The organism is Sulfuricurvum sp., from assembly GCF_031427015.1.
In the GTDB taxonomy this organism is placed as follows: Bacteria; Campylobacterota; Campylobacteria; order Campylobacterales; family Sulfurimonadaceae; genus Sulfuricurvum.
Map to the genome: position 1 here is coordinate 17,179 of NZ_JASJOW010000005.1, position 13,015 is coordinate 30,193.

14 protein-coding genes are annotated in these 13,015 nt (G+C 44.5%); 11 read left to right on the forward strand and 3 right to left on the reverse strand.

Going from position 1 to position 13,015, the window contains the following annotated elements; translation table 11 throughout:
• Window positions 1-21: 21 nt before the first annotated feature.
• Genes greA through RMO68_RS09910 form a run of 7 tightly spaced genes read left to right on the forward strand, consistent with a single transcriptional unit; the run spans window position 22 to window position 7,505 of the window.
• Window positions 22-519, forward strand: a complete 498-nt coding sequence (gene greA / locus RMO68_RS09880; RefSeq protein ID WP_310440588.1) for a transcription elongation factor GreA — start codon at window positions 22-24, stop codon at window positions 517-519.
• Window positions 506-1,519 (forward strand): N-acetyl-gamma-glutamyl-phosphate reductase, encoded by a 1,014-nt coding sequence (gene argC, locus RMO68_RS09885; RefSeq protein ID WP_310440589.1) that lies wholly within the window; start codon window positions 506-508, stop codon window positions 1,517-1,519. The genes greA and argC overlap by 14 nt, the downstream gene beginning before the upstream one ends.
• A complete protein-coding gene (locus tag RMO68_RS09890; protein WP_310440590.1) occupies window positions 1,509-2,252 on the forward strand; it encodes a UDP-2,3-diacylglucosamine hydrolase in 744 nt (247 codons plus the stop codon). Before argC ends, RMO68_RS09890 begins: the two co-directional genes overlap by 11 nt.
• Window positions 2,249-3,193 carry a chemotaxis protein gene (locus RMO68_RS09895; protein ID WP_310440591.1) on the forward strand — a complete coding sequence of 315 codons (945 nt, stop codon included), beginning with the start codon at window positions 2,249-2,251 and terminating at the stop codon, window positions 3,191-3,193. The genes RMO68_RS09890 and RMO68_RS09895 overlap by 4 nt, the downstream gene beginning before the upstream one ends.
• 9 nt (window positions 3,194-3,202) lie before the next feature.
• A complete protein-coding gene (locus tag RMO68_RS09900) occupies window positions 3,203-5,674 on the forward strand; it encodes a chemotaxis protein CheW (RefSeq protein ID WP_310440592.1) in 2,472 nt (823 codons plus the stop codon).
• A gap of 2 nt (window positions 5,675-5,676) precedes the next feature.
• Complete coding sequence (locus RMO68_RS09905; protein WP_310440593.1) at window positions 5,677-6,171, forward strand: chemotaxis protein CheW; 495 nt, start codon at window positions 5,677-5,679, stop codon at window positions 6,169-6,171.
• A gap of 29 nt (window positions 6,172-6,200) precedes the next feature.
• Window positions 6,201-7,505 (forward strand): aminopeptidase P N-terminal domain-containing protein, encoded by a 1,305-nt coding sequence (locus tag RMO68_RS09910; RefSeq protein WP_310440594.1) that lies wholly within the window; start codon window positions 6,201-6,203, stop codon window positions 7,503-7,505.
• Here the strand turns inward: RMO68_RS09910 and RMO68_RS09915 are convergent.
• Both RMO68_RS09915 and RMO68_RS09920 read right to left on the reverse strand, forming a co-directional pair.
• Complete coding sequence (locus RMO68_RS09915) at window positions 7,502-7,930, reverse strand: hypothetical protein (protein ID WP_310440595.1); 429 nt, start codon at window positions 7,928-7,930, stop codon at window positions 7,502-7,504. The genes RMO68_RS09910 and RMO68_RS09915 overlap by 4 nt on opposite strands.
• Complete coding sequence (locus RMO68_RS09920) at window positions 7,930-8,418, reverse strand: hypothetical protein (protein WP_310440596.1); 489 nt, start codon at window positions 8,416-8,418, stop codon at window positions 7,930-7,932. The genes RMO68_RS09915 and RMO68_RS09920 overlap by 1 nt, the downstream gene beginning before the upstream one ends.
• Window positions 8,419-8,492: 74 nt before the next feature.
• Between RMO68_RS09920 and RMO68_RS09925 the strand changes: the two genes are divergently transcribed.
• From RMO68_RS09925 to RMO68_RS09935, 3 genes are all read left to right on the forward strand, one after another.
• Window positions 8,493-9,191 (forward strand): DUF445 domain-containing protein, encoded by a 699-nt coding sequence (locus RMO68_RS09925; protein WP_310440597.1) that lies wholly within the window; start codon window positions 8,493-8,495, stop codon window positions 9,189-9,191.
• A 78-nt stretch (window positions 9,192-9,269) separates the two neighbouring features.
• Complete coding sequence (locus tag RMO68_RS09930; RefSeq protein ID WP_310440598.1) at window positions 9,270-11,846, forward strand: ATP-dependent Clp protease ATP-binding subunit; 2,577 nt, start codon at window positions 9,270-9,272, stop codon at window positions 11,844-11,846.
• A gap of 8 nt (window positions 11,847-11,854) precedes the next feature.
• Window positions 11,855-12,208, forward strand: coding sequence for a hypothetical protein (locus RMO68_RS09935; RefSeq protein WP_310440599.1), 354 nt, complete (start codon window positions 11,855-11,857; stop codon window positions 12,206-12,208).
• On the opposite strand, the gene RMO68_RS09940 is transcribed toward RMO68_RS09935, so the two are convergent.
• Entirely contained in the window at window positions 12,205-12,729 is a 525-nt protein-coding gene (locus tag RMO68_RS09940) for a hypothetical protein (RefSeq protein WP_310440600.1), read from the reverse strand. The two genes, RMO68_RS09935 and RMO68_RS09940, sit on opposite strands and share 4 nt — an antisense overlap.
• Before the next feature lie 142 nt (window positions 12,730-12,871).
• Between RMO68_RS09940 and rpmH the strand changes: the two genes are divergently transcribed.
• Window positions 12,872-13,006: a 50S ribosomal protein L34 gene (gene rpmH / locus RMO68_RS09945; protein ID WP_013459438.1), complete on the forward strand. Its 135-nt coding sequence runs from the start codon at window positions 12,872-12,874 to the stop codon at window positions 13,004-13,006.
• The last annotated feature ends 9 nt before the right edge of the window (window positions 13,007-13,015 follow it).

A 13,015-nucleotide genomic window follows, 5' to 3' on the forward strand; every position in this document is an offset into this window, starting at 1 on the left:
ATTATTTCTGCGGAGCTAACAGTGGAACAAAAAGAACCTATGACAAAATACGGGTTTCAGCGATTAAGTGATGAGTTGAATACCCTTAAAAATATTGACTTACCGGCAGTAAATGTCGAAATCGATCGTGCTAAAGAGTACGGCGATTTAAAAGAGAATTCCGAATACCATGCGGCGCGTGAAAAGCAATCCTTTATCGGCACACGTATCGCAGAATTGGGTGATATTCTTTCTCGCGCGCAAATCGTAGATCCGAGTGAACTTGAACATGCCCGTATCAGCTTCGGTTCGACCGTGGTACTGTGTGATTTAGATAGTGATAAAGAGGTCTCGTATACGATTGTCGGAGGATGCGAAAGCAACCCTGAGCGAGGTCTTATCTCCTTTAACTCACCGTTGGCAAAACAGCTTTTAGGTCGTGAGGAGGGAGATGAACTTAATGCTAAACTTCCCGGCGGCACCAAAAACTTTGAAGTGATGAGTGTAAAATATCAGGAGATCGTATTTGAAAGCCATTAATGTCGGCATTATCGGAGTCAGCGGTTATACAGGATTAGAGCTTGTCAAAATGCTCATTTCCCATCCGATTTTCAATCTTGTCTATTGTGCCAATACCGAAGGTGCAACAACCGTGGCGGAACTTCACCCCTCACTCTTGGGGGTATGTGAGCTTAGTGTTGAAAAGGTGGAGATAGAACATGCCGCACAGATATGTGACTTGATCTTTTTGGCGCTTCCTCATAAAACCGCAATGCAGAGCGCAAAGGGGCTTTTGGAGCGTGGGGTAAAAGTAGTCGATCTCTCCGCCGATTACCGTCTCAATGCCGAAAACTACGAAGCTTTTTATTGCGAACACGAAGATTTGGATAACCTCTCGCATGCGATCTATTCGATCCCTGAACTTCACGGTACGTTAGCAGAAGGGGCAAAACTTATTGCCAATCCGGGATGTCATGTGACGGCATCACTCCTCGCATTGGCTCCCTTTTTAGATTACATTGATCTCTCTCAGCCCATTTTTATCGACTCCAAAACGGGTGTTTCAGGGGCGGGGAAATCACCGACGAGCAGCGTCCATTATGTCAGTATTAATGATAACATTAACTGCTATAACATTATCAAGCACCGCCATGCTACCGAGATCGAACAGCACGCAAGCTCGCTCTGCAACAATGCGGTAAAGGTAACGTTTGTCCCCTCTCTTGTTCCGATGACGCGGGGGATGTTGGCGTGTGTTTACGCAACCCTAAAAACCGAGTGTGATCCGCTTACCCTTATGGAAACGTTTTATGAAAACAAACCTTTTGTCCGTGTCCGTAATGCACCTCCCCATACGAAAATGACTTCGGGAACTAATTTTGCCGATGTGTACGCCACGCGTCACGGCAATGCACTTGTTGCTATGTGCGCGATTGATAACTTGATGCGGGGTGCGAGTTCACAGGCTCTAGTCAATGCCAATATTATGATGGGATTGGACGAGAGCCTCGGTATCCCACGTATCGCGTATGTCCCATAAACCGCTTCAAGAGGGGGCAATTTTAATCGCCGATGCCCATTGTGCTCCTTGGCGTACAAGCTTTATCGATTTTCTTCGCGCTCTTGATTCCAATGAGATTGTAACCCCGCAGCTCATTTTGATGGGGGATATATTTGATATGCTCTACGGTCCGATTCCGCGAACGTATCACTACAATAGCGAAGGAATTACACTTCTCAATCGCCTCTCCGAACGACTTGAAATCATCTATTTAGAAGGAAATCATGATTTTTTAATCGGTGATTTGTTCCCGCTTATAACCGTAATCCGTCGTGAATATCAGCCTCTTCTCCTCACGTATGAAGGGAAAAACATAGCCCTTTCACACGGTGATAGTGCGATGGGGATGGGGTATGAAATCTACACGGCATTGATTCGAAGCCCCATTGTTTTAGGATTCCTCCGCGCGGTAGATATTCTCGGAGGAGGATTTATTGTGAGATGGCTGGAAAAACAGATGAAACGCAAATCCCACTGTCGAAATATCCAAAACTTTGAGGTATTGATCGAATCGCGTTTGCAGTCGTTTAACGCAGACTCGATCGATATTTTAATAGAGGGGCATTTCCATCAAAACCGCTCTTTTGAATTACCCGGATTTGATTACATTAACGTTGCCGCTTTTGCTTGTAATGAAAGATACTTTACTGTACAATCAATGCAAAATAAGACGTTATTGCACGAAGCAGTTTTTCGTAAGGAGCCCCTATGAAGGGACAAGGAGATATTTTAAAAGTCGGAAGCAACGAGATGGAGCTTGTCGATTTTCGTATATTTAAACGCGAAGGCGATGAAGTATACGAGGGAATATATGGTATAAACGTCGCAAAAGTGCGCGAAATCATCCGATTTCCTAAACTCACCGAATTACCGGGGACACCTCCGTTTATCGAAGGTATTTTTGATCTTCGCGGTGTTGTTATTCCGGTGGTGAATTTGGCTAAATGGATGGGGGTAGATGCTCCGGACAATGTGGATAAAGAGTCTCGGGTTATTATTACCGAATTTAACAATATCCTCATCGGTTTCGTCGTCCATGAAGCGAAACGTATTCGCCGCATTAACTGGAAAGATATTGAGCCTGCATCTTTTGTTTCCGGTGATGGCGGCATGGACAGTTCTAAGATTACGGGTGTGACCCGTATCGAAGATGATGCGGTTCTCTTGATTCTCGACTTGGAGAGTGTTGTCCAAGAACTCGGTCTTTATCAGCCTGCCAGCGGTAAACTCGAAGAGGGAAAATATAACTTTAGCGGTTACGTTCTTCTTCTTGATGACAGCTCTACGGCACGACGTATCATTAAAGAAGCGTTGGAGCAAATGGGCTTTGATGTTATTGAAGCAACCGACGGTCAAAACGGAATTAAAATTCTTGAAGATATGTATGATAAATACGGTGAAGAGATCTCTTCTAAACTTCGCCTTATCGCTTCGGATATTGAAATGCCGTTGATGGACGGGTTTCATTTTGCCGCCAATGTAAAAGCGGATGCACGGTTTAAAATGATACCGATTGTCTTCAACTCTTCCATTAGCGATTATTTCAGCGAACTTCGCGGAAAAGAAGCAGGCGGGGAAGCGTATTTGGTCAAATTTGATTCGAATTTATTTTACGATGAAGTAGCGCGTGTCGTACGTGCTCACATTCAATAGGGGTTAGGCATGGATGAATTTCAAGAGATATTACAGGACTTTTTGGTTGAGTCATTTGAACTGATTGAACAGCTTGACCAAGACCTTGTCGAGTTGGAGTCACGACCGGACGATTTGGATTTGCTCAATCGTATTTTTAGGGTAGCCCACACGATCAAAGGGGCAAGTTCATTTTTGAACTTTGATGTACTCACCCATTTGACCCACCATATGGAAAATCTCCTCAATATGGCACGTCACGGAGATTTGGTTATTGACGCGGATGTGATGGACGTTATTCTAGAATCAATCGATTTGATGAAAGGATTGCTCGTCCGTATTCGAGACAGCAGTGAAGACAGCGGATTGGAAGTAGGACCGTGTGTCACACGTTTGGACGCAGTTGCAAACGGTACATCAGTCCCTTCGCAAGGGCATACTCCTCCTGCTCCCGCTGCTGCTGCGGCACCTGAACCGGTAGCCGTTGCTGAAGAAGAACCTGATTATTCAGGGATGAGCGAAGAGGAAGTCGAAGCGGAAATCGAGCGTCTTATTGCGGTACGCCAAGCAGAAGACGCAGCGAAACGGGCCAATAATGCGCCAGCAAATTCAAGCGTAGAAGAAGAGCCGGATTACTCAGGAATGAGTGATGAAGAGGTAGAAGCGGAGATTGAACGTCTGATTGCCCTTCGTCAAGAAGAAGATGCGGCGAAACGTACACACAAAGCTCAAGAGGATGAAGCACCGATCTCTGCTCCGGTTCCTGCAGCTCCTAAAGCGGATGCCGCCCCTGCGGTAAAAGCTGCTGCCGCACCGGCACCTAAAAAAGTAGAATCCAAAGATGATGCTGAAAATCGCGGTTCAGTCGTAGAACAAACTATTCGTGTTGACGTTAAACGACTTGATCATTTGATGAATCTTATCGGGGAACTCGTACTCGGTAAAAACCGCCTAATTAAAATTAATGATGACGTTGAAGAGCGTTACGAGGGGGAAGCTTTCCTTGAAGAGCTAAACCAAGTCGTATCGATCGTCTCACTGGTTACAACCGATTTACAAATCGCGGTTATGAAAACCCGTATGTTACCGATCGGAAAAGTGTTTAACAAATTCCCTCGTATGATTCGTGACCTTTCTCGTGAACTAAATAAAAAAATCGAGCTTGAGATTACGGGTGAAGATACCGAGCTTGATAAATCGATCGTAGAAGAGATCGGCGATCCACTTGTCCATATCATCCGAAATTCATGTGACCATGGGATTGAAACACCGGAAATTCGTCTTGCTTCCGGTAAAGAAGAGGGTGGAACCATTCAACTCAAAGCGTATCATGAGGGGAACCACATCGTTATTCAAATTATTGATGACGGTAAAGGGCTTGATGCCGATATGCTCAAATCCAAGTCCATTGAAAAAGGGATTATCACCGAAAAAGAAGCCGATATTATGTCTGAGAAAGAGGCATTCGGTCTTATTTTCCGTCCGGGATTCTCAACCGCCGCACAAGTTACGAGTGTTTCAGGGCGCGGGGTAGGGATGGATGTTGTTAAAACGAACATTGAAAAATTAAACGGTATGATCGATATTGATTCCGAAGTGGGTCAAGGTACGTCGATGAAACTCAAAATTCCTCTTACCTTGGCAATTATCCAAGCGTTGCTAGTCGGAGTACAAGAAGAGTATTATGCAATCCCTCTCGCTTCGGTTCTTGAGACGGTTCGTATCAGTAAAGATGAAATTTATACCGTTGAGAGCCGTTCGGTTATGCGTCTTCGTGATGAAGTTCTTTCTCTTGTTCATATCGGCGACATCTTTGAAGTGGAACGCGTATTTGATAACAGCGAACACGCGTACGTTGTTGTTCTTGGACTTGCAGAGAGCAAAATCGGACTTATCGTCGATTCTCTGGTCGGACAAGAAGAGATCGTTATTAAATCACTCGGTGAATATCTCAAAGGGATAGAAGGGATCGCAGGGGCAACCATTCGCGGTGATGGCGGCGTCACCTTGATCGTTGACGTTGCGGCGTTGATGCAGATGGCTAAATCGGTCAAATCGACGGTCGGACAAGAGAGTGCGGAAGCCAAAGGGCGATCCGGTACTAAAAATTCAGCAAGTGACTATACCGTTATGATCGTCGATGATTCAAAAACAGACCGAACTATTATGCGAAAAGCACTTGAACCGATGGGTATTACCCTTGTCGAAGCAACGGATGGGGTAGAAGCTCTCAACATCCTCAAGCAGGGTGATCATATGTTTGACGGTATGTTGGTCGATATTGAAATGCCGCGAATGGATGGATACACATTGGCAGCAGAGATTAAAAAGTACAATAAGTACAAAAATCTTCCGCTCATCGCCGTTACATCACGTACCGGCAAAGCGGATCGGATGCGCGGGGTAGAATCAGGAATGGTTGAATACATCACGAAACCGTACTCACCGGAATATCTGATGAATGTCGTCAAGCGCAATATCAAGTTTAATGAGGGGCTATAACTATGAGCGAAAAACTTCAACAAATTATCAATAAACAAAACAAAGCCCTCTCCGGAGACGATGTTAAAATCGATGAAGTGATCCAACTGGTCGGATTCATCGTCGGAGATGAAGAGTTCTCGGTGCCCATTTTAAGTATTCAAGAGATCATTAAACCGATCTCTTGGACGCGTGTTCCACAAACACCTGAGTATATTTTGGGTGTATTTAATCTTCGCGGTTCCGTTATTCCGCTGATTGATTTGCGTTCACGTTTCGGATTAGAGATGATGAAACATACCGAAGAGACCCGATTTATCGTTATGAAAAACGGTGATGATGTTGCGGGATTTGTAATCGATCGCCTGACAGAAGCAATACGTCTACCAAAACGGGATGTCGGTCCGGCACCGGATACGATCGCGGAAGAAGAGAGTATGATTGACGGCGTCGGTAAACAGGCGGATCGCATCATTACCATCCTCAAAGTAGGAAAACTTCTAGAGAGAAATTTCTAAATCTGACTCATTTATGGCACAATATCGCCATGAATGAAACACACTTTTTAAATTGTCGCCATAATCTTCTTCAGTTGATGGAAGAGGGTGTGGCGATTATTACTTCAGCACCTGCTAAAATCCGATCAAACGATACCGAATATTCCTACCGTCAAAACAGTGATTTTTATTACCTCTGCGGGTTCAATGAAGACAATGCCCTTTTAGTATTGATCAAAACATCCGAATCAACAAAAACGATTTTATTTGTCGAAGCATATAATGACGAGCATGCGTTATGGAACGGAGCGCGATTAGGGGTAGAGGGAGCACGTGCGCGTTTTAGCGTTGATGAAGTGTATGCGAGTAGTGAATACGGCGGCATGATAAAAGAGATTTTACGGGAGCATGTGAATCTTTATATCGATTTGTACTGTGATTCTCCCCGAATAGTCGAAGCCAAAGGTGCCGCACAAGCACTTCACAGCATGCGTGGCATAAAACGCCATGTCCGCTCTATTCGTGATGTCACCTATCTTATCCGATCCTTGCGCCTTATTAAATCAGACGAAGAGATTGCAACGATACGTCAAGCGATAGCAATTACCGCTGAAGCGCACCATGAAGCAATGAAGGTATGTCAACCCATGATGAGAGAATATCAGCTTCAAGCCGCGATGAGTTATATTTTTCTCAACAGCGGTGCGGTGAGTGAAGCTTATGGTGCGATTGTAGCGGGGGGAAATAATGCCAATACGCTTCATTATGTCGATAACCGCGAGGAACTTCGTGATGGGGATTTAGTCCTCATCGATGCGGCATGTGAATGGGAACTTTATGCCAGTGATATTACCCGAACATTTCCGATCAACGGGAAATTTAGTAATGCTCAGCGTGAAATATACGAAAAAGTACTTGAGGTGCAATTACGTGTAATCGAAGCGATCAAACCGGGGATAAAGAGAGATTATCTTCAAACCTACAGTGAAGAACTTCTTTGTGATGCTCTTATTGCATTAGGTATTTTGAGCGGTGAGCGAGAAACCCTGATGGAAGTGAAAGCACATAAAAAATATGCACCGCACGGGATAGGTCATTGGATGGGATTGGATGTTCATGATCCGTGTCCGTATGTAGATGAATCGGGAGAATCGCTCGCTTTTGTATCAGGTATGGTGATGACGATTGAGCCGGGGCTGTATTTTCGCGCTGATGATGAGTCTGTCCCTGAGTGCTATCGCGGTATCGGTATTCGCATCGAGGATAATATTCTCGTCACACAAGAGGGGCATGAGAACCTCTCGGCGATGATCGCCAAGAGTGTGGAGGAGATTGAGGGGATGTGTCAAAACTAATTATTATAGCTATAACTCCATCCGCTGAGGCCGTCTTTTGCCTCTTTGAACCCTTCCGAATCTCCTAAAAAATCGATAATATGTAGTAACGTCCACGGGATAGTATTCGCTTCGGCATCATCGATGATATGTTTGGGCATCGGGGTTTCTTGGGTTGTGAGGGCAAAGGCGATCCGTTCACGGTTGCTTAACACATGAGAGGTTGCGGTGATCCCTAGTTCACGGCAAAATTTTTCCAAGATAAGAGGTTTTACCTCTTCAGGAACCATTTCGGCAGTGTTTAAAATAATACTAAAATGGATTGGGTACTCATCAACCATCATAGAAGGTGATGCCATTAGAATATAATCGACATTTTCAAGAAGTGTACTAATCTCTCCTGATGAGAGATAACTGTTGATTTTAAGTGCTTGCATCTCTTGCATTAACATTTTCCTTCAAGAATTTTACTAATCAAAGAGGTCATTCCGATATGGAGATTATAGTTCGTAATCGGAAAATCGACCCACTCATCATTGAGATTGACCGTATAGCCGCTCAAATAGGTTCCCAATATCTCTAAGTCAATCGGCGTATACGCGCTACAACGCTCGGATGAGAATTTGGTACGTACCAACTTTCCCTCCTGATTACTTTGTGCGAGCGTAAAAGCGATCGTTTTGAGACTGAGGAGATCGCACCAGCGGATAAAGAGTGCAGAAGAGAGTTCAGGTTGTGCATTTCCTTCGGGATCAAATAAGAGATTTTGTTCTCGCAAGGGAATTAAAACACTTAAAATAGCTTCACAAAAAGGGAGACTTTTTTGTCGCCAAAACGGAGCTTCGTCACTTCGATCAAGTGCTACGGAAAGGGCGCCTAAAATTTCAGAACGTTCACCGTTACGAAGCAGAGTTTCCATACTATTAAGAATCATAGTAGCGCTCCTTTTTTGGGTGTAACTTTAACCTTTTTTGTATAATACACGTATTAACGATAGGAGTTTTGAAAATGGATAAAGGATGGATAACCAACGGAGTCTCTTTAGGGGTTGTAGGCGTTTCATATATGGTTGAGGGAGCGTTAGGTTCAGCATTACGAAGTGCAGGTTTGTTTGCCTTGTCGGGTGCCGTGACGAACCAGCTAGCAATCCATATGCTGTTTGAAAAAGTACCTTATCTTTACGGTTCAGGGATTATTATAGATCGCTTTGAGTCGATACGAACGGCACTTAAAATACTGATAATGGAACAATTTTTTACCCCGGAGAAAATCGAGAGTTTCGTCCGAAGCCAAGAGCGGACGATTAATTTAGCCCCGATTATCGAAGAGACCGATTTTACCCCTGCCTACGATGCTTTGGTTAGAAGCGTCATGGATTCGCCTTTGGGCGGAATGCTGGGAATGTTTGGCGGTGAAGCGATTATCGGTAAACTCAAAGAGCCGTTTTTGGAGAAGATAAAAGCATCAACCATCGAAATAGCGCAAAGTGAATCTTTTATGAACGCCTTAAATACGCATTTGCATCAAGGGGGTAGCCATTTGAGTGCATCCATTGAAGAGATTGTTGAATCGCGTCTTGCTGAACTTACTCCTGAAATGGTGAAAGAGATGTTACATGCATTAATGAAAGAGCATTTGGGATGGCTCGTGGTATGGGGTGGCGTCTTCGGAGGGGGTATCGGATTAGCCTCTTCATTTCTACTTTAAGTAATTTTACTTAAAAGACTTGACAACAAGTGACTCAAAGTATTATAATGTTTGCAACTAAATTATAAGGATTTAACAATGCAAAATATTTTTGAAAAACTAACCCACCAAATGACCGAGATGATCGAATCTTCGATCTCTTTAGCGCTACACAATAAAAACAGCGAAGTCGAACCGATCCATTTTTTATGGGCATTGCTCGCTAACAGCAATTCACCGCTTAATCAGATGCTTGCCAAAATGAGCGTTGATAAAACGGCGATTGAACTCGATGTCAAAAGTGCGGCATCCAAACTTCCGAGTGCCTCGCACGTCACCAAAGAGAGCATCCGACTTTCTCGTAATTTTGCCCATTCGCTTGAAGTGAGTACGGGGGAAATGGCAAAAAACGGAGACAGCTTCTTAGCAATCGATACTTATATCGTAGCTAACCTCCAAAACGATCCGTTTAAAGCGATTTTAGGTAAATACATCGATCTCAGAGAGCTCGCCAAAACTTTTGAAGCTTCCCGCGCAGGGCAAAAAATCGAGTCACAAACCGCGGATGAAAATCTCGAATCGCTCTCTAAATACGGAATAGATTTGACCCGTGAAGCCGCTGAGGGGAAACTCTCGCCGGTGATCGGAAGAGATGAAGAGATCGGACGGATGATGCAGATCTTGATCCGTAAAACGAAAAACAATCCGATTCTCCTCGGAGAGCCTGGCGTCGGTAAAACGGCTCTTGTCGAGGGATTAGCACAACGTATCTATAATAAGGAAGTACCGCTTAGTCTCCAAAATAAAAAAGTGATTGCCTTAGATATGAGTGCATTGATTGCGGGGGCAAAATATCGCGGTGAGTTCGAGGATCGTCTCAAAGCGGTGATTGATGAGGTAAAAAAATCGGCCAACGTTATCCTCTTTATTGATGAAATCCATACCATTGTCGGTGCGGGTGCATCAGAGGGATCGATGGATGCGGCGAATATCCTCAAACCGGCATTGGCTCGTGGGGAATTGCACACAATCGGGGCGACAACACTCAAAGAGTATCGTAAATATTTCGAAAAAGATGCGGCATTGCAACGCCGTTTTCAGCCGGTCAATGTAGATGAACCGAGTGTCAACCAATCACTACAAATTCTCCGAGGGCTGAAAGAACGTCTTGAAGCTCACCATAATGTTACCATTACCGACTCGGCACTGGTAGCGGCGGCAAAACTCTCTGATCGCTATATCAATGACCGATTTTTACCGGACAAAGCGATCGATTTGATTGACGAAGCGGCGGCAGAGCTGAAAATGCAGATCGAATCAGAACCGAATGCTCTAGCCGGTGTCAAACGTAAATTAACCAATTTACAAGTCGAGAAAGAGGCTCTTAAAATGGAAGAGTCGGCAGCCAATACCAAACGGCTCGAAGAGATTGAGCGGGAACTTGCCGATGCAGGTGAAGAGCGTCGAAGTTTGGAATCGCAGTTTGCCCATGAAAAAGAGGTATTTGAGAGGGTCGCAAAGATTAAAGCGGAGATCGAATCCAAACGCCGTGAAGCCGAAAGTGCGAAACAAGCGGCCGATTTTAACAAAGCGGCTGAGATCGAATATGGACAAATCCCTAAACTTTTTGAGGAAGAAAAAGCACTCCAAGAGAGATGGAAAGGGATGGTAGCCGAGGGGACACTCCTCAAAAACAGTGTCGATGAAGCCTCTATCGCGGGAATCGTGAGCCGTTGGACAAAAATTCCGGTGAATAAAATGCTCCAAAGTGAAAAAGAGAAGATTCTTCACATCGAGGAAGAGCTTAATCGCGATGTCGTAGGGCAAGTGGAAGCGACCCACGCCGTAGCCCGTGCGATCAAGCGGAACAAAGCGGGACTCTCCGATAAAAGCCGTCCGATAGGATCGTTCCTCTTCCTCGGTCCTACGGGAGTCGGGAAAACACAGACGGCGAAAACGCTTGCGAAGTTCCTCTTTGACAGCAGTGAATCGATGATCCGTATCGATATGTCCGAATATATGGAGAAACATGCCGTTTCCCGTCTCGTCGGTGCCCCTCCGGGATACGTGGGGTTTGATGAGGGGGGACAGCTTACCGAAGCGGTACGCCGTAAGCCTTATAGCGTAATCTTGTTCGATGAGGTCGAAAAAGCCCATCCCGATGTGTTTAATGTCCTCTTACAAGTGCTCGATGATGGGCGTTTGACCGATAACAAAGGGGTGGTGGTTGATTTTACCAATACGATCATCATCTTGACCTCTAATATTGCCAGTGACAAGATTATGGCGCATCACGGGGATGCCGGATTACAAGATATGGTTTTGGGTGAGTTGAAACAGCACTTTAAACCCGAATTTTTGAACCGTTTGGATGATGTCGTGGTCTTTAATCCGTTGGGAGAAGCGCAAATTCTCAGCATCGTCGATCTTTTCTTTAGAGATATTGCGGCAAAAGTGGAAGAGCGTGACATTACCCTCACCCTCACCGACAGCGCGAAACGCTACATTGCGAGTGCAGGGTTCGATCCGGTTTACGGTGCGCGTCCACTCAAACGTGCACTCTATGAGATCGTAGAAGATCGCCTTGCTGATTTAATTTTAGGCGGCGAAGTGGATGAGGGCTCATCGGTCACTTTTGATGCCGTTGGAGATGAGATTACCGTTTCTGTGGCATAATTTGCATCATGAAAATAATTGCCTTACTCTTTGTATTATTATTGCAGCTTTTGGGGTGCACGGGTGATTGTATGACCTGTCATCCCGCGCTTCTTAAAAATATCGATAACGATCACCGTCATAAACCGATGACGACCTGCATCAAATGTCACAGTGCTGATCCGGCTAAAATGGCCGATTGCGGGTCTGATTGTTTTTCTTGTCATCCGGTGGCAAAGATTGAAGGGGTACGGGTTGCAGAGCATGCAGTGATTCGTGAGTGCCGCGATTGTCATATGAAACTCAAAACGCGACTCGATTTGAGCAATGTTCCGACGGGGCAGTCGGTCATGCCGACTTTACGCGATTTTTTAAAGCCTTAAGCGTATATCGGCTCAAACATTTTGTCAAATCCGTCGATGATTTTCTGCATTAATTTTTGAGCCTCTTCAATCATTTTATCCATAGACTTTGTCTCTTTAGCGGCATTATCAAATAGATCTACTACCCCTTTTTTGGCATGATTCTTAACATTATCATCGCTATTTTTGAGATTTCCGATGAGCTTTGTCACATCCGAAGCGATTTTGTTGATCGGTGAGGTTTGATTCTCCTCTTCGAGCTCTTTCATAAATTTATCAATATAGGGTTGTGCTTTTTCCATAAAGGCATTGATCTCTTCTTGATCTTGTTCGCTAATACCGTTGCTATCGAGATTAAAAGAAAACGCCTGCATGGAAGAGAAAGAAAATGATTGTTCTTTGCTATTGGACGTCGTTTTTTCATTCAGGGAAAGAGACTGTTCATTTTCGAAATTAAGGGAGAGTATATCACCCGAACTTGTTTTCATCTGAATGTTCAGTTCGTGAGAACGGTAAGCATCATAAGAGGTAGAAGTTGTCATAAGGGAACCTTTAAGGGTTGAATCTTAGTGAGTATATCGGACATATTACAGATTTTTTTAACAAGCTTTTGTGAAGCTTAATCGACCTTTAAGTAAGAATTGTCTATTATTGCGTGCTAAAAATTTCTAAAGGGAATGGCTTATGAAAAGAACATACCAACCGCATAATACGCCACGTAAACGTACTCACGGTTTCCGTGCACGTATGGCGACAAAAAACGGCCGTCGAGTATTGAACGCTCGTCGTGCTAAAGGTAGAAAACGATTGGCTGTCTAAATAGCTTCT

Coding starts and splice junctions, on each gene's coding strand:
- RMO68_RS09890 (WP_310440590.1), top strand. CDS start 1,509: ATGTCCCATAAACCGCTTCAAGAGGGGGCAATTTTAATCGCCGATGCC.
- RMO68_RS09895 (WP_310440591.1), top strand. CDS start 2,249: ATGAAGGGACAAGGAGATATTTTAAAAGTCGGAAGCAACGAGATGGAG.
- RMO68_RS09900 (WP_310440592.1), top strand. CDS start 3,203: ATGGATGAATTTCAAGAGATATTACAGGACTTTTTGGTTGAGTCATTT.
- RMO68_RS09905 (WP_310440593.1), top strand. CDS start 5,677: ATGAGCGAAAAACTTCAACAAATTATCAATAAACAAAACAAAGCCCTC.
- RMO68_RS09910 (WP_310440594.1), top strand. CDS start 6,201: ATGAATGAAACACACTTTTTAAATTGTCGCCATAATCTTCTTCAGTTG.
- RMO68_RS09915 (WP_310440595.1), bottom strand. CDS start 7,930: ATGCAAGAGATGCAAGCACTTAAAATCAACAGTTATCTCTCATCAGGA.
- RMO68_RS09920 (WP_310440596.1), bottom strand. CDS start 8,418: ATGATTCTTAATAGTATGGAAACTCTGCTTCGTAACGGTGAACGTTCT.
- RMO68_RS09925 (WP_310440597.1), top strand. CDS start 8,493: ATGGATAAAGGATGGATAACCAACGGAGTCTCTTTAGGGGTTGTAGGC.
- RMO68_RS09930 (WP_310440598.1), top strand. CDS start 9,270: ATGCAAAATATTTTTGAAAAACTAACCCACCAAATGACCGAGATGATC.
- RMO68_RS09935 (WP_310440599.1), top strand. CDS start 11,855: ATGAAAATAATTGCCTTACTCTTTGTATTATTATTGCAGCTTTTGGGG.
- RMO68_RS09940 (WP_310440600.1), bottom strand. CDS start 12,729: ATGACAACTTCTACCTCTTATGATGCTTACCGTTCTCACGAACTGAAC.
- rpmH (WP_013459438.1), top strand. CDS start 12,872: ATGAAAAGAACATACCAACCGCATAATACGCCACGTAAACGTACTCAC.